General features: G+C 73.2%; 17 protein-coding genes and 1 pseudogene. 10 read left to right on the top strand and 8 right to left on the bottom strand.

Features of this window, described 5'->3' with window-relative positions; translation table 11 throughout:
* Window positions 1-1323 (top strand): four-carbon acid sugar kinase family protein, encoded by a 1323-nt coding sequence (locus PV789_RS16735; protein ID WP_274973502.1) that lies wholly within the window; start codon window positions 1-3, stop codon window positions 1321-1323.
* A complete protein-coding gene (gene pdxA, locus PV789_RS16730; protein WP_274973501.1) occupies window positions 1316-2338 on the top strand; it encodes a 4-hydroxythreonine-4-phosphate dehydrogenase PdxA in 1023 nt (340 codons plus the stop codon). The genes PV789_RS16735 and pdxA overlap by 8 nt, the downstream gene beginning before the upstream one ends.
* 133 nt (window positions 2339-2471) lie before the next feature.
* On the opposite strand, the pseudogene PV789_RS16725 reads toward pdxA, so the two are convergent.
* Window positions 2472-2831: pseudogene (locus PV789_RS16725) on the bottom strand (LysR substrate-binding domain-containing protein); the annotation flags it as partial.
* Here PV789_RS16725 and PV789_RS16720 point away from each other — a divergent pair.
* Entirely contained in the window at window positions 2797-3405 is a 609-nt protein-coding gene (locus PV789_RS16720; RefSeq protein ID WP_274973500.1) for an SDR family NAD(P)-dependent oxidoreductase, read from the top strand. The pseudogene PV789_RS16725 and the gene PV789_RS16720 sit on opposite strands and share 35 nt — an antisense overlap.
* 22 nt (window positions 3406-3427) lie before the next feature.
* Here PV789_RS16720 and PV789_RS16715 read toward each other — a convergent pair whose 3' ends face one another.
* The gene (locus PV789_RS16715) at window positions 3428-4048 is read right to left on the bottom strand and encodes an FMN reductase (protein WP_274973499.1); all 621 of its coding nucleotides are present in this window, start codon (window positions 4046-4048) and stop codon (window positions 3428-3430) included.
* 502 nt (window positions 4049-4550) lie between these two features.
* On the opposite strand from PV789_RS16715, the gene PV789_RS16710 reads away from it, so the two are divergent.
* From PV789_RS16710 to PV789_RS16685, 6 genes are all read left to right on the top strand, one after another.
* Entirely contained in the window at window positions 4551-6317 is a 1767-nt protein-coding gene (locus PV789_RS16710; RefSeq protein WP_274973498.1) for a glycoside hydrolase family 6 protein, read from the top strand.
* Window positions 6318-6752: 435 nt separating this feature from the next.
* A complete protein-coding gene (locus PV789_RS16705; RefSeq protein ID WP_274973497.1) occupies window positions 6753-9437 on the top strand; it encodes a glycoside hydrolase family 48 protein in 2685 nt (894 codons plus the stop codon).
* A gap of 72 nt (window positions 9438-9509) precedes the next feature.
* Window positions 9510-10943, top strand: coding sequence for an endo-1,4-beta-xylanase (locus PV789_RS16700; protein WP_274973496.1), 1434 nt, complete (start codon window positions 9510-9512; stop codon window positions 10941-10943).
* A gap of 202 nt (window positions 10944-11145) precedes the next feature.
* Window positions 11146-12510, top strand: a complete 1365-nt coding sequence (locus PV789_RS16695; RefSeq protein ID WP_274973495.1) for a cellulase family glycosylhydrolase — start codon at window positions 11146-11148, stop codon at window positions 12508-12510.
* A gap of 237 nt (window positions 12511-12747) precedes the next feature.
* Window positions 12748-13806: a lytic polysaccharide monooxygenase auxiliary activity family 9 protein gene (locus PV789_RS16690; RefSeq protein WP_274973494.1), complete on the top strand. Its 1059-nt coding sequence runs from the start codon at window positions 12748-12750 to the stop codon at window positions 13804-13806.
* Between the two features lie 100 nt (window positions 13807-13906).
* On the top strand, window positions 13907-14575 hold the full coding sequence (locus tag PV789_RS16685; protein WP_274973493.1) for a maleylpyruvate isomerase family mycothiol-dependent enzyme: 669 nt from the start codon (window positions 13907-13909) through the stop codon (window positions 14573-14575).
* Between the two features lie 56 nt (window positions 14576-14631).
* Here the strand turns inward: PV789_RS16685 and PV789_RS16680 are convergent, their stop codons facing one another.
* From PV789_RS16680 to PV789_RS16665, 4 genes are all read right to left on the bottom strand, one after another.
* Entirely contained in the window at window positions 14632-15225 is a 594-nt protein-coding gene (locus PV789_RS16680) for a flavin reductase family protein (RefSeq protein WP_274973492.1), read from the bottom strand.
* Between the two features lie 66 nt (window positions 15226-15291).
* Window positions 15292-16314 carry a pyridoxal-phosphate dependent enzyme gene (locus PV789_RS16675; RefSeq protein WP_274973491.1) on the bottom strand — a complete coding sequence of 341 codons (1023 nt, stop codon included), beginning with the start codon at window positions 16312-16314 and terminating at the stop codon, window positions 15292-15294.
* A 92-nt stretch (window positions 16315-16406) separates the two neighbouring features.
* Entirely contained in the window at window positions 16407-17198 is a 792-nt protein-coding gene (locus tag PV789_RS16670) for a Rossmann-like domain-containing protein (protein WP_274973490.1), read from the bottom strand.
* A complete protein-coding gene (locus PV789_RS16665) occupies window positions 17195-17914 on the bottom strand; it encodes a class I SAM-dependent methyltransferase (RefSeq protein ID WP_274973489.1) in 720 nt (239 codons plus the stop codon). Before PV789_RS16665 ends, PV789_RS16670 begins: the two co-directional genes overlap by 4 nt.
* Before the next feature lie 262 nt (window positions 17915-18176).
* On the opposite strand from PV789_RS16665, the gene PV789_RS16660 reads away from it, so the two are divergent.
* The gene (locus PV789_RS16660; RefSeq protein WP_274973488.1) at window positions 18177-19451 is read left to right on the top strand and encodes an MFS transporter; all 1275 of its coding nucleotides are present in this window, start codon (window positions 18177-18179) and stop codon (window positions 19449-19451) included.
* A gap of 45 nt (window positions 19452-19496) precedes the next feature.
* Here PV789_RS16660 and PV789_RS16655 read toward each other — a convergent pair whose 3' ends face one another.
* Window positions 19497-20558, bottom strand: a complete 1062-nt coding sequence (locus tag PV789_RS16655) for a FecCD family ABC transporter permease (RefSeq protein WP_274973487.1) — start codon at window positions 20556-20558, stop codon at window positions 19497-19499.
* Complete coding sequence (locus tag PV789_RS16650; protein ID WP_498047480.1) at window positions 20555-21646, bottom strand: FecCD family ABC transporter permease; 1092 nt, start codon at window positions 21644-21646, stop codon at window positions 20555-20557. Before PV789_RS16650 ends, PV789_RS16655 begins: the two co-directional genes overlap by 4 nt.
* Between the last annotated feature and the right edge of the window lie 4 nt (window positions 21647-21650).

Raw genomic sequence — 21650 nt, 5'->3', positions numbered from 1 at the left:
GTGGCGCAGATCCTCGTCCTGTCCGACGACCTCACCGGAGCCAACGCCACCGGCGCGCGCTTCGCCCAGACCGGCATGCGCGTGGCCTCGGTGGACGCCGGGCACGCCCACCACGCGGCCCCGGCCTACGACGCGGTCGTGGCCAACCTGGACAGCCGCCACCTGGCCGCCCCCGAGGCCGCCGGGCTCGTCACCGCCGTCGTGGACCGGCTCTGGCCGGTGGACCTGGTGGTCAAGCGCACCGACACCACCCTGCGCGGCAACGTCGGCGCCGAACTGGAGGCCGCCTGGCGGGCGGTGCGCGAGCGCACGCCGACCGGAGTCCGCGTCCGCGTGCTCTTCGCGCCCGCCCACCCCGCCTCCGGGCGGATCACCGTCGACGGCGTCCAACTGCTCGACGGGGTCCCGCTGGAGCGCACCCAGCTGGCCCTGGACCCGCTGAACCCGGTCCGCACCAGCGTGGTGACCGACCTCGTCGCCGAGCAGAGCGCCCTGGCCGTGCGGCACCTGTCCCTGGGCCGGGTCACCCGCGCCGACCTCGTCGGGGAACTGCTCGCGGGCGACGAACCCGTCGTGCTGTGCGACGCCGTGACCGAGGACCACCTGGCCGACATCGCCCGGGCGGCGGCCGCGGCCTCCCGCCGGGACGGCACCGTCTGGGTGGCCGCCGACCCCGGCCCGTTCGGGGCGCTGCTCGCCCGCGAGCTGGGGCTGCGCGGCACCGCGCCCGACCCCGGGCCGGTCCTGGCGGTGGTGGGCAGCGCGACCGAGCTGACCCGGCGCCAGCTCGACACCGTCGCCGAGGACCCCTCGACGGAGTTCGTCGACGTCGACGCCCGGCGCTTCACGTCCGACCCCGGGCACCGCGACGAGGTCGCGCGGCTCCTGGCCGCGGCCCTGGCCAGGACCTCCTTCCCCGCGGCCGTGGTCGTGCGCACCCGCGCCTCGGCCGAGGACGTCGTGCGCCTTCCGGCCGAGGCGCGCCGCGCCATGCCCGGCATGCTGGCCGCGCTGGTCGCCGGGGCCGTCGCCCGGACCCGGCCCAGCGCGCTGTTCTCCAGCGGCGGCGACGTCACCTCCGCCCTGCTCGCCGCCCTGGACGTGCGCGCCCTGGACGTGGGCGGCGAACTCGTCCCGCTGGCCGTGCACGGCCGCCTGGACGGCGGGCCGCTGGAGGGAACCCCGATCATCACCAAGGGCGGGCTGGTCGGGGATCAGGACACCATCGCGCGCTGCCTGGCGCGGCTGCGCGACACGGTCAACGACAGGCTGCGCGGGGTGTCCGCGCGGATCCCGAGCGGAGGAAGACGAGAAGATGACTGAACGCCCGACCCTGGCCGTCACCGTCGGAGACCCCGTCGGCATCGGCCCCGAGATCACCGTGCGCACCCTGGCCGAGGTGGGCGCCACCGCCCCCGCGCGCGGGGTGGTCGTCGCCGACCCCGCCGTGCTGCGCCGCGCGGCCGCCGTCCTGGACTTGGACGTGCGGGTGCGCGCCCTGTCCTCCTGGGACCTGCCGCCGGAGCAGGAGGGGGTGATCGACTGCCTCGACATCGACGCGCTCGGTGGCACCGAACTGGAGTGGGGCGTGGTCGACGCGCGCGCCGGGGCCGCTGCGGTCCGCGCGATCGAGGTGGCCACGCGGGCGGCGATGGAGCGGCGCGTGGACGGGATCGTCACCGGGCCCATCAACAAGGAGGCCATCTGGGCCTCGGGCAGCCGCCACCTCGGCCACACCGAGATGCTCGGCGAGCTGACCGGAGTCACCCGCCAGAACACCATGTTCGTGGTGCGCGGCAAGAAGGTCTTCTTCGCCACCCGGCACGTCTCGCTGCGCGGCGCGCTGGACATGATCAACGAGGAGCAGCAGGTGGGGGCGATCACCGAGGCGCTCACCGCGCTGCGCGTGTTCGGCCACGACGAACCCACCCTGGCGGTGGCGGCGATCAACCCGCACGGCGGCGAGAACGGCGCCTTCGGAGACGAGGAGATCCGCCACCTGGCCCCGGCGGTGGAGCGCACGCGCGCCTCGGGCGCGAACGTGGTCGGGCCGGTCCCGGCGGACTCGGTCTTCCACCGCCTGCTGACCGGCCACTACGACGGGGTGCTCTCGCAGTACCACGACCAGGGCCACATCGCGGCCAAGACCTTCGACTTCGACGGGACGATCTCGGTGACGGTGGGCCTGCCGATCCTGCGCACGTCGGTGGACCACGGCACCGCCTTCGACATCGCGGGCCGGGGGGAGGCCGACCACGGCACCATGCGCTCGGCCTTCCTGCACGGGGCCGACTTCGCCCGCTTCGCCGACCGCATCCGCGCCGAGTACGGGAACTGACCGAGGGCGGGGGCGCCGCGGACCGCTCGGAGCCGCCGCACGTCCCGGCGCCGCGGAGCTCGTCCGCCGAGTGCACGAGCGAGGCGACCTCCCGGGAACGGCTGCCCGAGGGCCAGGCCAGCACCGTGGTGACCGGCGGCGCGTCGACCACGGGAACCGCGACGTGTTCGGGCCACTGCCAGGCGCGGCTGGAGGCGGGGATGACCAGCAGCGTCCGGCCCAGCGCCACGAGCTGGGCGAGCTGCGACTGGGTGCGAACCTCCGGCCCTGGCCCGTCCGGGTAGGTTCCGTTGAGCCGGGGCCACCGGGCGATCGGCAGGCCCGGCACGTCGGCGACCTCCGCCAGCGTGAGCCGGTCGCGTGCGGCGAGCGGGTGCGCGGCGGGCAGGATCGCCACCTGGCCCTCGACGCAGAGCTCCTCGGTGTCGAACCCGGCGACGTCGTCGAAGGGCAGGTGCATGACCGCCACGTCGGCGCTCCCGTCGCGGAGCAGCCCCGCCTGCTCACCGACCTCGCACAGCAGGACCTCGACCGGTGCCGCGCCGGGTGCGCTCCCCGCCGCGGCGGAGACGATCGAGCGCGAGTCGGGGCGGCTCGACGTGCTCGTCAACAACGCGGGCATCGCCGGACGCACCGACGGCGGCGCCCAGGACCCGACCACCCTCGACCTCGACGTCCTCCGCGAGGTCCTGGACACGAACGTGTTCGGGGTCGTGCGGGTGACGAACGCGATGCTGCCGCTGCTCGGCCGCGCGAGCTCGCCGCGCATCGTCAACATGTCGAGCAACATGGGCTCGCTGACGCTGCGGACCGGCCCGGTCATGGCCGCGTACGCGCCGTCCAAGACCCTGCTCAACAGCGTCACGGCGCAGTACGCCCGCCGGTTCGCCGACACGAACGTCATCGTCAACGCCGCCTGCCCGGGCTACGTGGCGACCGACTTCACCGGGTTCAACGCGCCGCGGACGCCCGAGCAGGGCGCGGCGATCGCGATCCGGCTCGCCACCCTGCCCGACGACGGACCGCGCGGCGGTTTCTTCGACGACGAGGGCGCCGTCCCCTGGTGACCCCGGCCGGACGGCGGGCCGGTCAGGCGCCCAGGCCCGACATCAGGTCGGCGAAGGGGACCGGCTCCTCGTAGGGGTCCCCGGCGGCGGGGGAGCGGTCCGCGGCCAGCGCCGCGAGCTGGCGTCCGGCGCGCTCGACGCGCCGGGTCAGCTCGCGGCCGCCGCCCTCGCCCGAGCCCCAGTCCTCCGAGGCCGCGTACACGCCGGTGGGCGCGACCACCGAGCGGGTGTGGGCGAACATCGGCCGCAGCGCGTGCTCCAGCACCAGCGAGTGGCGCGGGCTGCCGCCGGTCGCGCCGATCAGCACGGGCATGCCGTCCAGGTCCTCGGGGTCGACCACGTCGAAGAAGGACTTGAACAGGCCGCTGTAGGAGGCGTTGAACACCGGGGTCACCGCGATGATCCCGTCCGCCCCGGCGATGTCCTCCAGCACACCGCGCAGCTCACCGGTGGGCACCCGGGTGGTCATCGCGTTCACGATGTCGTGCGCCACCTCGCGCAGCTCCACGGTGCGGACGCGGACCTCGTCGCCGCGCTCGCGCAGGGACGCCTCGGCGGCGGCGGTCAGCCGGTCGGCGAGCAGACGGGTCGAGGACGGCGTGCTCATCCCCGCCGAGACGGTCACCAGTGTGCGGGTCGCCATCTGTCCCCCTAGAAAAAAGCTTCTTGAGAAGTAGTTTCGCGATGAAACTACCAGAGGAACGGTGCGTCCGTCCCGGCTATTCCCCGAGGGGCGCCGCGGGGCGGAGGGCGGGCGTGTGCCGGGCGGCCAGGCGTTCTCCGGGATCGGGTCGCGCCACCGAACGCTGTTCTTTACGGGGTGTTTACATGTGAAGCCGTGGTGGTTATTCTCATGGGAGCGCTCCCGCATGATCTGGATCACATGCGATCCGGGTTGCGCGCGGGGGAGCTTGAGTGTCCGCGTTCCCGACCCATCCCATCCCGCCCTTCGCGCTCCTGTTGTGGGAGCGCTCCCACCCATGGGGTCACCCCCGCGTCGCCACACCCTCCACCGGAGGACGACGTGCCCCGCGCACCACCCGCACCACCCCCCACATCCGGATTCCACGCATCAGTCGGCGGCTCCGCGCCCCGACACTCTCGTCCCTCTGGCACCACCCCCCAACCATGAGGAAAAGCAAGAGATGAGCAGAATCCTGCGCGCTCCGGACAGACGTCCGGGCGCACGGCGCGGCCTCGCCGCGACATCGGCCCTGATCGTCGGCGCCGCACTGGCCGCGGCCGTGCCCGCCCCCGCCAGTGCCGCGGCCGGTTGCGAGGTCGACTACCAACTCAACGACTGGGGCTCCGGCTTCACCGCGAGCGTGGAGATCACCAACCTCGGCGACGCGGTCAACGGCTGGACCCTGGAATGGGACTTCGCCGGAAACCAGCGGGTCACCAACTCCTGGAACGGCACCGTCACCCAGAGCGGACAGAGCGTCTCGGCCACCGACGCCGGGTACAACGGCGCGATCGCCACGGACGGCACGGCCACCTTCGGCTTCCAGGGAACCTACTCGGGCGCCAACGCCGTCCCCGCCGAGTTCTCCCTGAACGGTGTGGCCTGTGAGGGCCTGGTCGACCCCGGACCCGACCCGGACCCCGATCCCGACCCCGATCCGGACCCGGACCCCGGTACGGGCGAGCGGGTGGACAACCCGTACGTGGGCGCTGACGTCTACGTCAACCCGATCTGGTCGGCCAACGCCGCCGCTGAGCCCGGCGGGGACGCCGTGGCCGATGAGCCCACCGGGGTGTGGCTGGACCGCATCAGCGCCATCGAGGGCAACGACAGCCCCACCACCGGCAGCATGGGTCTGCGCGATCACCTGGACGAGGCCCTGGTGCAGGCCGATGGTGAACCGTTGGTGTTCCAGGTGGTCATCTACAACCTGCCCGGCCGTGACTGCGCCGCGTTGGCCTCCAACGGCGAGCTGGGCCCGGACGAGATCGACCGGTACAAGAACGACTACATCGACCCGATCGCCGAGATCCTGGCCGACTACGAGGACACCGAACTGCGGGTGGTGACCACGGTCGAGATCGACTCGCTGCCCAACCTGGTCACCAACGTCTCCCCCCGCGAGACCGCGACCGAGAACTGCGACGAGATGCTGGCCAACGGCAACTACGTCGAGGGGGTGGGCTACGCCCTGGCGCAGTTGGGCGCGATCGACAACGTCTACAACTATGTGGACGCCGGTCACCACGGGTGGATCGGTTGGCAGGACAACTTCACCGCCTCGGCGGCGCTGTTCTTTGAGGCGGCCAACGCCGCCGGGGCCAGCCCGGAGGATGTGCACGGGTTCATCGCCAACACCGCGAACTACTCGGCGCTGGTGGAGGACAACTTCGCCATCGGTGAGACCATCGCGGGCACGCCGGTGCGCCAGTCGGACTGGGTGGACTGGAACCAGTTCACCGACGAGTTGTCCTTCTCCCAGGCGTTGCGTGAGGAGCTGGTGGGCCAGGGCTTCGATTCCGGGATCGGGATGCTCATCGACACCTCCCGTAACGGGTGGGGCGGGCCGGACCGCCCGGACGGGCCGGGGCCGAGCACGGATGTGAACGCCTACGTGGACGGGGGCCGCTACGACCGCCGTATCCAGTCCGGGAACTGGTGCAACCAGTCGGGTGCCGGTCTGGGCGAGCGTCCCCAGGCCGAGCCCGAGGCGGGCATCGACGCCTACGTGTGGATGAAGCCGCCGGGTGAGTCCGACGGGTCCAGTGAGTTCATCGAGAACCCCGAGGGCAAGGGCTTCGACCGGATGTGCGACCCCACCTATGAGGGCAACCCGCGCAACGGCTACAACATGAGCGGCGCGCTGCCCGACGCGCCGATCTCGGGGCACTGGTTCTCCGCGCAGTTCCAGGAGCTGTTGGCCAACGCCTACCCGCCCATCCAGTAGGAGCGGCGACCGTCCGCCGGCGCGGTGAGTACGAGGGGTGCCCGTCCTACACGGGCGGGCACCTCCGCTCCGCGCTGCGTCCCGAAACTCCCCGGGGCGGTCCGGCCCGCCCCGGGGCCCCGGGAACTTAACGAGCAGTCACCACGGTTGCACCCGTTGTCTCCGTGTGTCGTGGGTGTTAACTTCGCCCCACGATGCCTGGGAGCGCTCCCGCAAGGTGTGCGCAAAACAGGCGTCCGAATTCCGGAAACCTACCGGATGCGCACCGGCCCGACCCGGGCAACGAGCCGCAGGTCACAGCGTCGTACCCGGCTCCCTCCCCCCACACCCGCACTCCGACCCCGCCGCCTCCCCCATCGGAGAGCTCCGCCCCGGCGCCGTCATCCGGCGCGCGAGGCCGCGGAGGGGAACGGAGAACCTGTCCGAGGAGGACACGTGACCACCCCCCGTCCCGGCCCGCGCCGCCCGGCGCGCTGGCGCAGACCCGCGCCCGCGCTCCTCGGCGCGGTGCTCTTAGCCGCCCTCCTTCCGGCCGCGCCCGCGCAGGCCGCACCGATTTGCTCCGTCGACTACCAGCTCAACGACTGGGGCTCGGGTTTCACGGCCGAAGTCTCGGTCACCAACGAGGCCGAGTCCGTCTCCGACTGGACGCTGGGCTGGGAGTTCTCCGGCAACCAGCGCATCAGCAACAGCTGGAGCGCGCAGGTCTCCCAGAGCGGCAGCTCCGTGACCGCCAGCGGCCCCTCCTGGGCACCCGGCCTCGCCTCCGGCCAGACCGCGACGTTCGGCTTCCAGGCCACCTACAGCGGCGCCAACGAGGTACCCGCCGACTTCACCCTCAACGGCCTGGACTGCGCGGGCGAGGACGAGGAGCCCGAGCCCGAGGACCCGGCCCTGGTCGTGGGCCCCGACTCGGTCACCCTGGAGCCCGGCGGCGAGGCCGCCTTCGACGTGGCCCTGTCCGAGGCGCCCGCCGAGGACGTGGCCGTCAGCGTGGAGCGCACCTCCGGCAGCTCGACCCTGTCGGTGGCCTCGGGCGCCTCGCTGACCTTCGGCGACGCCGACTGGGACACCCCGCAGGAGGTGACGGTCGCCTCCTCCGGCGACGGCTCGGGCGACCCCGCCCGGGCCGAGTTCACCGTCTCCGCAGAGGGCTACGATCCCGTGGTCGTCACCGCGCGCGAACTCTCCGGGGCCTCCAACGCCTACGAGGAGGAGTTCCTCACCCAGTACGACAAGATCAAGGACCCCGACAGCGGCTACTTCCGCGAGTTCGACGGCCTCCTCGTGCCGTACCACTCGGTGGAGACCCTGATCGTGGAGGCGCCCGACCACGGCCACGCCACCACCTCCGAGGCCTACAGCTACTACCTGTGGCTGGAGGCGGCCTACGGCAGGATCACCGGCGACTGGGAGCCCTTCAACTCCGCGTGGGAGTCCATGGAGGCCTTCATCATCCCGGGCACGGCCGACCAGCCCACGAACGGCTCCTACGACCCGTCGGCCCCGGCCACCTACATCCCCGAGTCGCTCGCCCCGAGCGACTACCCGATGGCGCTGGACGACTCGGTCGAGGCGGGGCAGGACCCGCTCGCCCAGGAGCTGAGCAGCACCTACGGCACCGACGAGGTCTACGGCATGCACTGGCTGCTGGACGTGGACAACACCTACGGCTACGGGTTCTGCGGCGACGGGACCGACGAGGCCCCCGCCTACATCAACACCTTCCAGCGCGGCTCCAACGAGTCGGTCTGGGAGACCGTGCCGCACCCGTCCTGCGAGACCTTCCAGCACGGCGGCGAGAACGGGTTCCTCGACCTGTTCACCGACGACGACAACTACTCCGAGCAGTGGCGCTACACCAACGCCCCCGACGCCGACGCGCGCGCCGTCCAGGTGGCCTACCTGGCGCACGAGTGGGCCTCGGAGCAGGGCAACGAGGGCGCGATCGCCGAGAACGTCTCCAACGCGGCGATGATGGGCGACTACCTGCGCTACGCCATGTTCGACAAGTACTTCAAGGAGATCGGCGACTGCGTCGACCCCCAGTCCTGCCCGCCCGGATCGGGCAAGGACTCCGCGCACTACCTCATGGCCTGGTACTACTCCTGGGGCGGCGCGCTGGAGAGCGCCCAGTACCCCTGGGCCTGGCGCATCGGCGGATCCTCCGCCCACCAGGGCTACCAGAACGTGATGGCGGCCTACGCGCTCTCGGAGGTGTCCGCGCTCCAGCCGGAGTCGGCCACCGGCACCGAGGACTGGGGCACCAGCCTCGACCGGCAACTGGAGTTCCTGGAGTGGCTCCAGTCCTCCGACGGCGCCATCGCGGGCGGCGCGACCAACAGCTGGGAGGGCACCTACGCCCAGCCGCCCTCGGGCACGCCCACCTTCTACGGCATGTTCTACGACGAGAAGCCCGTCTGGCACGACCCGCCGTCCAACCGCTGGTTCGGCTTCCAGGTCTGGGACATGGAGCGGGTGGCCGAGTACTACCGCATCACCGGCGACGAGCGCGCCGGGGACATCCTGGACGACTGGGTGCCCTGGGCGATCGCCAACACCACCGTCGGCGAGAACGGCGAGTTCGCCATCCCCGCCGACATGGAGTGGAGCGGACAGCCCGACACCTGGACGGGCGAGTCCACGGGCAACCCCGACCTTAGCGTCGAGGTCGTCTCGCACGGACAGGACGTCGGCATCGCCGCGGGCCTGGCCAAGACCCTCATGCACTACGCCGCCGCCACCGGTGACGCCGACTCCCGGGCGACGGCCGAGGGCCTGCTCGACGCCCTCCTGGCCAACCAGGACGACCTGGGCGTCGCCGTTCCCGAGACGCGGGCCGACTACGCCCGCTTCGACGACGAGTTCGGCGCCCCCGACGGCGGCCTCTACATCCCCGAGGGATGGACCGGCCAGATGCCCAACGGGGACCCGGTCGACTCCGACTCCACGTTCCTGTCCATCCGGTCCTTCTACGAGGACGACCCGAACTGGCCCCAGGTCGAGGAGTACCTCAACGGGGGGCCGGTGCCCGAGTTCACCTACCACCGCTTCTGGGCGCAGGTGGACGTGGCCACAGCCCTCGCCACCCACGGCGAGTTGTTCGGCGACGGCGCCTGACCGGCCGTAGCCGCACGGGGGCGGGCGCCGACGGCGCCCGCCCCCGATCCCCCCACAGGAGAAAGGAACACCATGTCGCTCACCAAGGGGCGAAGACGGCTCCGGGGAGGGGCCGCCGCCGCGGTCGCCCTCGCCCTCAGCCTGGTCACGGGCGGTCTGACCGCCGCGGCCCACGCCGAGGACACCGCGCTCACGGCGCAGGAGGCGGCCCGGGCCCAGCAGGCCACCCTGCGCGAACTCGCCGACCAGCGCGGGCTGCGCATGGGCACCGCGGTCGCGTCGCAGCACCTGAACCAGGCGGACTACGCCCGGACCGCCGCGACCGAGTTCAACTCCGTCACCCACGAGAACGACCTCAAGTGGGAGACCGTCCAGCCCCAGCCCGGGCAGTTCAACTGGACCAACGCCGACCGCATCGTGGACTTCGCCCAGCAGAACGACCAGCTGGTCCACGGCCACACGCTGGTGTGGCACAGCCAGCTGCCCCCATGGGTGAGGGACGGCACCTTCAGCCGGGACCAGCTGCTGGACGTCATGGAAACCCACATCAGCACCACCGTGGGGCGCTACCGCGACGACATCGCCACCTGGGACGTCGTCAACGAGCCCATCGGGGACAACGTCCAGTTCCGCGACTCGGTCTTCTACCGGACGCTGGGGGAGGACTTCATCGCGGAGGCCTTCCGGATGGCCGACCGGGCCGACCCCGATGCCCGCCTGTTCATCAACGACTACAACATCGACGGGATCAACGCCAAGAGCGACGCCTACTACGAGCTGGTCCGGGACCTGCTGGCGCAGGGCGTGCCGATCGACGGTATCGGCTTCCAGGGCCACCTCATCGCGGGACAGGTCCCCTCCAGCATCCAGCAGAACATCCAGCGCTTCGTGGACCTGGGCCTGGAGGTGATGATCACCGAGCTGGACATCCGCATCCAGACGCCCGCCACCCAGCAGAAGCTGGAGCAGCAGGCCGGGGACTACGAGCAGGTGGTCAACGCCTGCTACGCGGTCGACGGGTGCTCCGGCGTGATCGTGTGGGGCGTCACCGACGCCCACTCCTGGGTCCCCGGCACCTTCCCGGGCGAGGGTGCGGCGCTGCCCATCGACGACAACTACGATCCCAAGCCCGCCTACTGGTCGATCCACGAGGCGCTCGGCGGTGACCCCGGCCCCGATCCCGACCCGGACCCGACCGACCCTCCGTCGGGTGAGTGTGAGGCGGTGTACTCGGTGACGAACCAGTGGCAGGGGGGTTTCCAGGCTCAGGTGACGGTGACGGCGGGTGCGGCTCTGTCGGGGTGGACCGTGGAGTGGACCTTCGGCAGTGGTGAGAGCGTCTCGCACGCCTGGAACGCTTCGGTGTCCGGTAGTGGCGGGAGTGTGACCGCGACGAACGTGGGTTACAACGGCGCGCTGGCGGCGGGGCAGTCGACCTCGTTCGGGTTCGTCGGCAACTCCAGCGGAGGTGTCTCCACGCCCGAACTCACGTGCAGCGGCTCCTGACCGGCGACCGACCCCGTCCGCGGGGGAGTACCGGAACCCGACGACGCTGACGCGACCGCCCCGGAACAGGCCGCGCCTGTGTCAGGACCGGGCGCCGGGGGAACGCAGCCGCCGACCCCCGGCGCCCACCCGGTCCCCGCCCGCCAGGGCGGGAGCCCCCGCAACACGACAACGTTGTCCGCCCCTCTACCTGGAGCCCCCCATGGTCAAACGCCTGCTGATCGCCCTCGGGTCGGTCATCACCCTGGTGGCCGCACTGCTCGTGCACTCGCTGCCCGCGCACGCCGACACCGGCTTCCGCGTCAGCGACGGCCGCCTCGTCGACGCCGCCGGAAACGACTTCGTCATCCGCGGCGTCAGCCACGCCCACACCTGGTACGCCCAGGAGACCCAGTCGTTCACCGACATCAAGTCCCTGGGCGCCAACACCGTCCGCGTCGTCCTCAGCAGCGGCCAGCGCTGGACGGAGAACACCGCCGCCGACGTGGCCAACGTCGTCGACGAGTGCAAGACCAACCGGCTGATCTGCGTCCTGGAGGTGCACGACACCACCGGTTACGGCGACCAGGCCGGGGCCGCCACACTCGACCAGGCCGTCGACTACTGGCTGCGCATCCAGGAGGCCGTCGAGGGCGAGGAGGACCACATCCTCGTCAACATCGGCAACGAGCCCTACGGCAACGACGCCGCGATCAACCAGAACTGGGCCGCCGACACCAGCGACGCCGTCAACCGCCTGCGCGACGCGGGCTTCGACCACACCCTGGTCGTGGACGCGCCGAACTGGGGCCAGGACTGGGCGGGCGTCATGCGCGAGGACGCCCAGTCGGTGTTCGACTCCGACCCGCACGCCAACACGGTCTTCTCCGTGCACATGTACGGCGTCTACCAGCAGGAGTCGACGGTCGTCTCCTACCTGGAGCACTTCGTCGACGCGGGCCTGCCGCTGATCGTCGGCGAGTTCGGCCACGACCACTCCGACGGCAACCCCGACGAGGACGCCATCATGTCCCACGCCGAGCGCCTGGGCCTGGGCTACATCGGCTGGTCCTGGAGCGGCAACGGCAGTCCCGTGGAGTACCTGGACATGGTGGAGGGCTTCGACGTCCACAGCCTGACCCCCTGGGGCGAGCGCATCTTCAACGGACCGAACGGCATCGCCGCCACCGCCGAGGAGGCCCCGGTCTACGGCGGCGGCCCCGACCCGACCGATCCGCCCACCGAGGAGCCCACCGACCCGCCGACCGAGGAGCCCACGGACCCCCCGTCGGGTGAGTGTGAGGCGGTGTACTCGGTGACGAACCAGTGGCAGGGGGGTTTCCAGGCTCAGGTGACGGTGACGGCGGGTGCGGCTCTGTCGGGGTGGACCGTGGAGTGGACCTTCGGTAGCGGTGAGAGCGTCTCGCACGCCTGGAACGCTTCGGTGTCCGGTAGTGGCGGGAGTGTGACCGCGACGAACGTGGGTTACAACGGCGCGCTGGCGGCGGGGCAGTCGACCTCGTTCGGGTTCGTCGGCAACTCCAGCGGAGGTGTCTCCACGCCCGAACTCACGTGCAGCGGCTCCTGACCGGCCCGCACCCCCGTTCCCCGCGACCCGCGACTCCTACGACCCGGTGCCACTACAACCCGCAACCCCTACAACCCAGTGCCACTACAACCCGGTGCCACTACAACCCAGTGCCACCACAACCCGGTGACCACGTGATCCGAAGCACCCGCTGATCCCGCTGAGGGAACAGACCACCCGCCCCGGCCGCGCCGCCCCGGTGCGGCCGGGCACCCCCCACAGAGATTGGAGTGGCCCATGCGGTCACGCAGCACCCTCGCCATGGCCGTGGCGCTCGGCGGCCTCGCCGTCGGCACCACCGTCGTCGCGCTGCCCGACACGGCCCAGGCCCACGGCGCGTTCACCTACCCGGCCAGCCGCACCTACGCCTGCTTCCAGGACGCCACCGGCGGCAGCAGCGGCGGCGCGCTCGCACCGACCAACGACGCCTGCGCCGACGCGCTGGCCGAGGGCGGAAACTACCCGTTCTGGAACTGGTTCGGCAATCTCATCAGCAACTCCGACGGTCGCCACCAGGAGTTCGTGGCCGACGGCGAGCTGTGCGGGCCCACCGACAGCTTCTCCGCCTTCAACGCGGTCCGCGCCGACTGGCCGACCACCGAGCTGCCCGCCAACACGACGGTGGAGTTCCACCACAACGCCTGGGCCGCGCACCCGGGCACCTTCTACACCTACGTCACCGAGGACGGGTTCGACCCCGCGACCGACGCGCTGACCTGGGACTCCCTGGAGCTGATCGACGAGGTCACCGACCCGCCGCTGCGCAGCGGCGGCGTCGCCGGGGCCGAGTACTACTGGGACGTGGACCTGCCCGACAAGGAGGGCCAGCACGTCATCTACGTGGTGTGGGAGCGCTCCGACAGCCCCGAGGCGTTCTACAACTGCTCCGACGTGGTCTTCGAAGGGGGAACGGGCGGCAACCCGGACCCCGAACCGGAGCCCGAGCCGGAACCCGAGCCGGAGCCTGAGCCCGAGCCCACGGACCCGCCGACGGGCGAGTACTGCACGGCCGAGTACACGGTCCTCAACGAGTGGCAGGGCGGCTTCCAGGCCGAGGTCGAGGTCACCGCGGGGGACAACGGGACCGACGGCTGGATGGTGGACTGGGTGTTCGCCAACGGCCAGGCGGTCAGCAGCGCCTGGAACGCCTCGCTCGTCAACCACGGCGCCCACTTCGAGGCCACGAACGCCGCGCACAACGGCTCGCTCGCGGCCGGGGAGAGCGCCAGCTTCGGGTTCACCGCCACCTCGGGGAACGTGAACATCGAGCCGCGGGTGTCCTGCCAGGAGCCGTGACCTGACCATCCCGGAGGGACCGTACCCCCCACATGAGGGCCGCACCGGCCCGCGCGGTCCCGGCGCCACGGTACCGAACAGCGTTCGGTACCGTGGCGCCATGGACACCGCGAAGATCTACACCTCCTGCCAGGAGCGCATGCTCGCGCTCGCCGACGACCTGAGCGCCGAGCAGCTCGCCGCGCCCGTTCCCGCCCTGCCCGCGTGGACCGTCCGGCAGACCTACGCCCACCTGGCCGGGCTCTGCGCCGACGTGCCCGCGGAACGGGTCACGCCCCCGGCCGACGACGCCGTCACCGCCCGCCAGGTGGCCGAGCGCGAGCACCTGGACATCGCCGCGCTCTGCGCGGCCTGGCGCGCGGACACCCCGGCCCTGCTGGAGGTGTTCGCCACCCGGACCCGGGCCCGCTACTCGCTGCCCGCGATCGACGTGTGGCACCACGAGAACGACGTCCGGGGCGCGCTGGGGATGCCCGCCCAGACCGGGCACGCCGACGAACTGGCCGCCTTCGTCCTGGGCGCGACGGCCCGCGCGTGGTCCCCCGAACTGCCCGGCGTGCGCGTGGCGGCCGTGGACACCGGCCGGGAGTGGGCCTTCGGCGAGCGGGCCGACCTGGAGTGGTCGGCCACGGCCTTCGAGCTGGTGCGCGCCGCCACCGGCCGCCGCAGCGCCGCCCAGATACGCGCCATGGACTGGAGCGGCGACCCCGCCGGCGTCCTGTACCGCCTGTCGGCCTTTCCCTTCCCGGAGACCGACCTGCGGGTCTGACCGCGGGCGGGCGAGGACGGCCGCGGCCGCGGGCAGGGACCGCAGGTCGCCGCCGGTCAGGGCCGGTACGGGATCCGGTCGAGGGCCCGCACCTCGCCCAGCGTGGACCACTCGTTGCGGCCCAGCCGCGCCAGCGGGCGCAGCAGGGCCGCCTCGGGGTGCCCGTCCACCAGCACCGACTCGTCCACGGCCGCCCGCACCACCCGGCCGAACACCACCGTCGAGTCGCCCAGGCCCACCGTCGAGTGCAGCACGCACTCCAGCGCCACCGGGGAGTCGGCCACCCGGGGCGGGCGCACCGACGCGCTGGGCTCGCGCCCGATCCCCAGGGCCTCGAACTCGCTCACCTCCGGCGGGTAGGAGGTGCCGCTGGCGTTGACCTGTTCCTGTATCGGCTCCGGGGCCAGGTTGACCACGAACTCGCCGGTCTCCTCCACGTTGCGCAGCGAGTCCTTGCGCCGCACCGAGGTGAACTGCACGATCGGCGGCTGTGTGCACGCGACGGTGAAGAAGGAGTGCGGCGCGAGGTTGTCCACGCCCGCCGCCGACGTGGTCGAGACCCACGCGATCGGGCGCGGCAGGATCACGGCCGTCATCAGCTGGTAGAACGCTCGTCCGGGCAGGTCTTGCGGTGTCCATTCGGTACGCATCGGCATCGATTATCCCGCCCCGCGCGCGGGCGCGGCCACCGCCGCCCCGCGCCCGCGCTTCCGGCTTCAGGCCGTGCGGTCGAACTCCGCCTGCCGCGGCGCCCCGGCCCGGCGCCACTCCATGCGCGCCCAGGGCAGGCGCAGCTCGGAGGTGCCGGTGACGTCCAGCGGCTTGAGGTCCTCCACCGCCTCGGCCTCCCGGTGGCGGGCGAACACCGACTCGGTGTAGCGGTGGCCGGTGTCGGCGGCGACGAACACCACCGTCCGGCCGGGGGAGAGCCCGAGTTCCCACCGGGCGGCCAGGTAGGCGGCGCCGCTGGAGAGCCCCGCGAACACGGCGTGCCGCCGCAGCAGGTCGACCGTCCCGGCCAGGGCCGCGGTGAAACCGGTCCAGTGCACGGTGTCGTAGAGGGTGTGGTCGACGTTGCCGAAGGGGATGGCGCTGCCGATCCCCGCGATGATGATGTCCCGGTCGGGCACGCCGTCGCTGGCGAAGGTGACGCTGCCGAACGGCTGCACCCCCACCAGGCGGGTCCCCGGGTCGGCCTCGCGCAGGTAGGTGCCCAGCGCGCCGGTGGACACGCCCGTCCCCACACCGCCCACGAGCGTGAGGTCCGCGCCCGCCGTCTCCCGGCGGACCGTCTCGGCGACCTCGCGGTAGCCCAGGTAGTGCAGGGGGTCGTGGTACTGGCGCATCCAGTGGTGGTCCGGGTGGGCGGCCAGGACCTCCCGGACCCGGCGCACCCGGCGGCTCTGGTCCAGGCGCAGGTCGTCGCTGGGCTCCATCTGCTCCAGGCGCACGCCCAGGACCTCCAGCTGTACGCGCAGGGTGCGGTCGACGGTGGTGGAGCCGATGATGTGACATCGCAGCCCGTACCGGTGGCAGGCCAGCGCCAGCGCGTGCGCGTAGACGCCGCTGGAGCTGTCCACCACGGTGTCGCCGGGGCGGACGGCGCCGGTCTCGACGAGGTGGCGGACGGCGGCCAGGGCCGAGAGGGCCTTGAGGGTCTCGAACCGCAGGCACAGCAGTCCGCCGCCCAGGTCGATGAGGTCGGGGCGGCCGATCGCTTCCGAGGCGTGCTCGTCCACGGTCGTTCTCCTTACTGGTGGCTGGGGCGGGCGCGCGCGTGCGCCGGAGCGCGACGGTGCACGCGCGCGCCCGGGGAGGAGGGCGTGGGTGTTCAGACCGCCGGGGTCGCCCGGTAGCGGTAGAGCCGCGTGGGGTCGGCGCTGAACTGGGAGAAGGGGAAGGGCTCGGCGGAGACTCCGTCGACTCCGCGGCCGAGGAAGGCGCGCGCCACCGCGCTCGCGCTCTGGGCGTAGACGTACAGGGGGACGCCGCGCCCGCGGCACCGCGCCAGGATCGGGTCGAAGGTGCCGTTGCCCAGGGTCATGCCGGTGGCCACGACGGCGTCGGCGGCGTCGACCACCTCCTCCATGGACTCCGAGACGGGGTCGCCCCAGCGGGTGGTGCGCAGGTTCAGGTCGCAGGGCAGGCACTCGCCGCCGCGTTCGCGGATGGCGGCCACGAGGGGGTTGACGACGCCGATCAGCGCGATCCGCGCGCCCTCGGTGATGGGGACGAGGCCGGCGACGGCGGCGTCCCTGGCCTCCGCGCGCTGTTCGGGCGTCCCGGCGGGCAGGGCGACCGGCTCGGCCCGGGGGTCCTCGCGGTGCGGAGCGGTGTGGGCGAGGTGGGCGTCCAGGGCGGCCACCCGCAGGGGGAGGGGCCCCTGTGCGATCAGTTCGGCCAGCGGGGCGCCCGAGGCCTCGCGGCACAGGTCCGGCGCGATCTGCCCGTCCTCGAAGGCGCAGGCCCCGAAGGCCCCGCCGACGCGCACGGCGACGTAGTGGTTGAGGTAGGTGGTGTCGCCCCCGGCCAGGCGGGTGCCGTGGTGGAGCCAGAAGACGCTGGTGGCCACGGTGTCGCCGACCCGGTCGGCGGTGTCGCGCAGGAGGTCGTCCAGGGTCATCTGCCGGCCTCCTGGAAGCGGAACAGGTAGGTCAGGACCCCGTCGCCCCAGTCGTGCCGGTGGTGCACCCCGGCCCGGAAGCCGGCGGCCTCCGCGTGCCCGACGATGCGGCGCAGGTCGGCGGTGTTGGAGGCGATGAGGAAGACCTCCGCGCCGGGGGCCAGGAGCGGGCGCTCGGCCAGCTGGGTAAAGAACTTCTCCGTGATCGGCGCGCCCACGCACACGTTGCGCACGACGTCGGGGTCGGTGCTGACCGTCCGGCTGACCGCGGGCGGGTTGAAGGTGACCACGTCGAGCGCGGTCCCGTCCGGGAAGCCCTCGAACATGTCGCCGGTCACGGGGACGAGTTCGGTGGCGGTGCCGTCCCCGAGCAGGCGCGCGAAGTTGTCGGCGGCGGCCTCCACACTGGGGGCGTGGACGTCGGCGGCGTGGACCCGGCGGGCGCCGCGGGCCCCCGCGGCGACGGCCTCCACGCCCAGGCCCACGCCCATGGCGGCGTAGCGCCGTCCGCGCACGTCGATGTCGTCGTCCAGGATGCGCTGGTGGATCATCCTGCTGGTCCCGCCGGGGAGGAAGACGCCGGGCGGCACCTCGAACCCCCAGCCGTTCCAGGTGTAGGAGCGGGTGGTGTGCAGGTCCTCTCGCGGCGGGTTGACGGCGAGGATCTGTTCGGCGGGAAGCGGTGGGGGCAGTTGGTCCACGAGGGAGCGGTCCACGGTCGTCCTTCCAAAAGGGGTTGGGAGTAACACGGGACACCAACGGGGAGCGCCGGATGTTCTGAGTACCGGAGTCCGCGCGCTATTGTAGATAAAACGATAACCATTGTCATTAGTGGGGTCGGAGTTCGCGTCCCCGGGGTGTGTCCGGCCAGTACCGCCCGCCGCCCGGCGGGGCGGGCCCTGTGACGGACATACCCGGGCGAGGGCGGCGTCAGCCGCGCCGCGCCGGTGACCACCCGCGGAGAGGACGTGGAAAGACGTGGCCCACACCCAGCAGACCGGCGCCGTGCCCACGGCCCCACCGCGCGCGCACGTGCTCCTCGACCCCGCCTTCCTGCGCCTGTGGTCGGGGAGCACCGCCTCGGGTCTGGCCACGTGGGCCATGCCGTTCATCCTCGGCCTGGCCGTCCTGGACGGAACGCTCACCGCCATGGGGCTCGGCCTGCTCCTGGCCACCCGCACCGGCGGGTTCCTCCTGGCCCTGCCGCTCGGCGGCCTGCTGGCCGACCGGCTCTCCCGCCGCGCGGTGGTGCTGTGGGCCGGGGTCCTCGCGGCGGCGGCCACTCCGCTGGTCGCCGCGGGCGTGGCGACCGGCGCCCTGGCGCTCGCGGCCGTGGCCGCGGCGGCCGTGGGCGCAGGACAGGGAGCCTGTAGACCCGCCTTCCAGGCGCTGACCGCCGAGGTCGTGGACGAGCCGCGCCGCCAGCGCGCCAACGCGGCGCTCACCATCTCCGTGCGGGTCACCACCCTGGTCGCCCCGGGGGCGACGGCGCTGCTCTCCACGGTCCTGGGCGTGCACGCCCTGCTCCTGGTCACCGCCGCGCTCTGGGCGGTCGCCGCCCTGGCCCCGCCCGGGGGACGGGGCGCCCCCGCCCCGGGGACGGCGCCCCCGCGCGGCCCCTCCCTGGTCGCCGACTTCCGCGACGGGCTGCGCGAGGCCCGGCGCCACACGTGGTTCCTCGCGGGGCTGGGCGCCCTGACGGCGGTGATCGCCACCGGCTACTCCGCCACGGGCGTGCTGCTCCCCGTGGTCAGCCGCGACACCTACGGCACCGAGGCGGTGCTGGCGGGCGCGCTGACCGCCTACACCGGCGGCGCGCTGGCCGGGGCGCTGCTGATCGGGCGCTGGCGCCCCTCCTCCCAGGGGTGGGTGGCGCTGGCGGGCCTGGCCCTGTACGGCCTCGCGCCGCTGAGCCTGCTCCTGCCCGTGGGCCCGTGGGCGGTGTTCGCCGCCTACGCCCTGGCGGGGGTCGGGATCGAGCTGTTCAACGTCCCGTGGTTCACCGCCGCCCAGCGCGAGGTCGCGCCCGACAAGCTCGCCCGCGTCTCCTCGCTGGACTTCCTGTTCTCCTACGGCCTGGCCCCGGTCGGGCTCGCGCTCATCGCCCCGGCGACCCAGGCCTTCGGCACGGAGGCGGTCCTGGTCGTGTGCGCCGCCCTGTGCTTCCTGGCCCCGGGGGCCGCGGCGCTCGCCCCCGGTTCGCGCCACTTCGCGATGGGGGGCCGCGGGGCCCCGGCCCCGCGGGCCGCCTGACCGGGAGGGCGCCCCGGCGACCCGCCGGGGCGGCCCCCCGGGCGCTCACCGGCCCCGCCCCGCCCCTTCGCCGCGCGCCAGCAGGTACAGCAGGAAGGGGGCGCCCAGCACCCCGGTGACCACCCCGACCGGCAGTTCGCTCCCCCCGAAGGCGGTGCGCGCGACCAGGTCCGCACCGGCCGCCAGGAGCGCTCCGCAGGCGGCGCAGGGCAGCAGCCCCAGAGCGCGTCCGCCCAGCAGACGCCGCACGATCTGCGGGGCCACCAGAGCGACGAACGCGACGGGACCGGCGACGGCGGTGGCCGCGGCCGCGAGCGCGGCGGAGGTGAACAGCAGGGCGCCCCGGGCGGGCCGCACCCGGCCGCCCAGGGCGGTCGCCGCGTCCTCGCCGAGCTGGAGCAGGGACAGCTGACGTGCCAGCACGAACGCGGTCGGCGCCAGGACGGCCAGCGCCACCGCCACCGTCACCACGTGCGGCCAGCCCCGGTTCGCCAGGCTGCCGGTGAGCCAGAGCACGGCGCGCTGCGCCGTGGTGAGTTCCGTGCGGGTCAGCAGGTACGACGTCACCGCGCCCAGCACCGCGGTGACCGCGATCCCCACCAGGACCAGCCGCTGCCCGCTGACACCGCGCCGATGGGCGAGCAGGTACAGCAGGAACGCGGTGGCCACGGACCCCGCCAGCGCGCTGGCCGCGATCGCCGCCGCCGTGCCGCCGAAGACCACGATGGCGAGCACCGCCCCGGTCGTCGCGCCCGCGCTGACCCCGATGACGTCCGGGCTGACCAGCGGATTGCGCGCCAGCCGTTGCAGCAGCGCCCCCGAGAGCGCCAGCGCCGCGCCCACGCCCAGCGCGGTGAGCACACGCGGCAGCCGCATCTCCACCACCACGTGGGTGACCATCACACCGGCACGGCCGGTGAGCGCGTCCACCACCTCGCCCACGGCCAGCTCGAAGTCCCCCAAGGTCAGTGAGACCAGGGCCACCGCCGCGGCCAGGGCTGTGAGCAGGCCGCCGAGCAGCACCGAGGGCCAGTACACCCGCACCGACAGCCCGCCCAGCCGGGCCACCCCCGTCCGGGGGCCCAGGACCCCGGAACGCGCCGTCACAGCCCCGCCACCCTTCGCCCGCGCACCAGGAGGACGAAGAACGGCGCACCGATGAGAGCGGTCAGGACGCCGACCTGCAACTCCTCGGGACGCGCCACCACACGGCCCGCGACGTCGGCCGCCAACAGCAGGACGGGCGCCAGCACCGCCGACCAGGGCAGCACCCAGCGGTGGTCGGGGCCGACCAGGGCCCGCACGACGTGCGGCACGGCGACTCCGACGAAGCCGATCGGACCCGCCACGGCCGTCGCCGTCCCGGCCAGGAGCACCACCGCCAGAGCGCTCGCCCCGCGCACCAGCCACAGCCGTGTCCCCAGGGAACGGGCCAGTTCGTCGCCGAGCGCCACCGCGTTCAGGGACCGGGCCGCCGCCACCGCCGCCACCAGCCCCGCGGCCAGGAACGGCAGCGCCTGGAGCAGCGCCGCGCCGTCGGCGCCCGCCAGCGAGCCCACCACCCAGAACCGGTACTCCTCCAGGCTCGCGCGGTCGCGCAGGACGAGCGCCGAGGTCAGCGAGCCCAGCAGGGCCGAGACCGCGGCTCCGGCGAGCGTGAGCCTGACCGGACCGCCGCCCTCCCGGCCCAGCGACCCGACGGCGTAGACCGCGCAGACGGCCGCCGCGGCGCCCGCGAAGGCGAAGCCGACGTAGCCCAGCAGCGAGGACGCACCGAACACGCTGATCGCCAGGACCGCGGCCAGGGAGGCGCCCGCGTTGACGCCGAGCACGCCGGGGTCGCCGAGGGGGTTGCGGGTCACCCCCTGCGCCAGGACCCCGGACACGCCCAGGGCAGCGCCGACCGCCAGCCCGGCCAGGGTGCGCGGCACACGCAGGTGCCGCACGACCAGGTCTGTGTCCGAACCGGTGAAACCGGCGTAGGCGAGGTACACGTCGGACACCGACAGCCGCTCGTAGCCGACCAGGACCGACACCAGCAGGGTCGCGGCCAGGACCAGCAGGGCCACCGCCAGCCCGGCCGCGCGGGCGCGGGCGCCGACGAGTACCCCGGAACCGTCGGCGGCGGCCCGCAGCCGGCGCCGGACCCCCGAGGGCACGGTCGTCACGGGCCTCCCGGCCGTATGGGGGGCCATCGGC

This window comes from Nocardiopsis camelliae, assembly GCF_028993595.1.
Taxonomy (GTDB): domain Bacteria; phylum Actinomycetota; class Actinomycetes; order Streptosporangiales; family Streptosporangiaceae; genus Nocardiopsis; species Nocardiopsis dassonvillei.
Note: the sequence above shows the minus strand (reverse complement) of the source record. Positions and strands in the feature narration are given on the sequence as shown.

What these genes read in the sequence shown, in the direction of transcription:
- PV789_RS16650 (WP_498047480.1), bottom strand. Translation starts at nt 21,646, where the DNA reads ATGGCCCCCCATACGGCCGGGAGGCCCGTGACGACCGTGCCCTCGGGG.
- PV789_RS16710 (WP_274973498.1), top strand. Translation starts at nt 4,551, where the DNA reads ATGAGCAGAATCCTGCGCGCTCCGGACAGACGTCCGGGCGCACGGCGC.
- PV789_RS16695 (WP_274973495.1), top strand. Translation starts at nt 11,146, where the DNA reads ATGGTCAAACGCCTGCTGATCGCCCTCGGGTCGGTCATCACCCTGGTG.
- PV789_RS16715 (WP_274973499.1), bottom strand. Translation starts at nt 4,048, where the DNA reads ATGGCGACCCGCACACTGGTGACCGTCTCGGCGGGGATGAGCACGCCG.
- PV789_RS16680 (WP_274973492.1), bottom strand. Translation starts at nt 15,225, where the DNA reads ATGCGTACCGAATGGACACCGCAAGACCTGCCCGGACGAGCGTTCTAC.
- PV789_RS16685 (WP_274973493.1), top strand. Translation starts at nt 13,907, where the DNA reads ATGGACACCGCGAAGATCTACACCTCCTGCCAGGAGCGCATGCTCGCG.
- PV789_RS16720 (WP_274973500.1), top strand. Translation starts at nt 2,797, where the DNA reads ATGACCGCCACGTCGGCGCTCCCGTCGCGGAGCAGCCCCGCCTGCTCA.
- PV789_RS16700 (WP_274973496.1), top strand. Translation starts at nt 9,510, where the DNA reads ATGTCGCTCACCAAGGGGCGAAGACGGCTCCGGGGAGGGGCCGCCGCC.
- pdxA (WP_274973501.1), top strand. Translation starts at nt 1,316, where the DNA reads ATGACTGAACGCCCGACCCTGGCCGTCACCGTCGGAGACCCCGTCGGC.
- PV789_RS16670 (WP_274973490.1), bottom strand. Translation starts at nt 17,198, where the DNA reads ATGACCCTGGACGACCTCCTGCGCGACACCGCCGACCGGGTCGGCGAC.
- PV789_RS16690 (WP_274973494.1), top strand. Translation starts at nt 12,748, where the DNA reads ATGCGGTCACGCAGCACCCTCGCCATGGCCGTGGCGCTCGGCGGCCTC.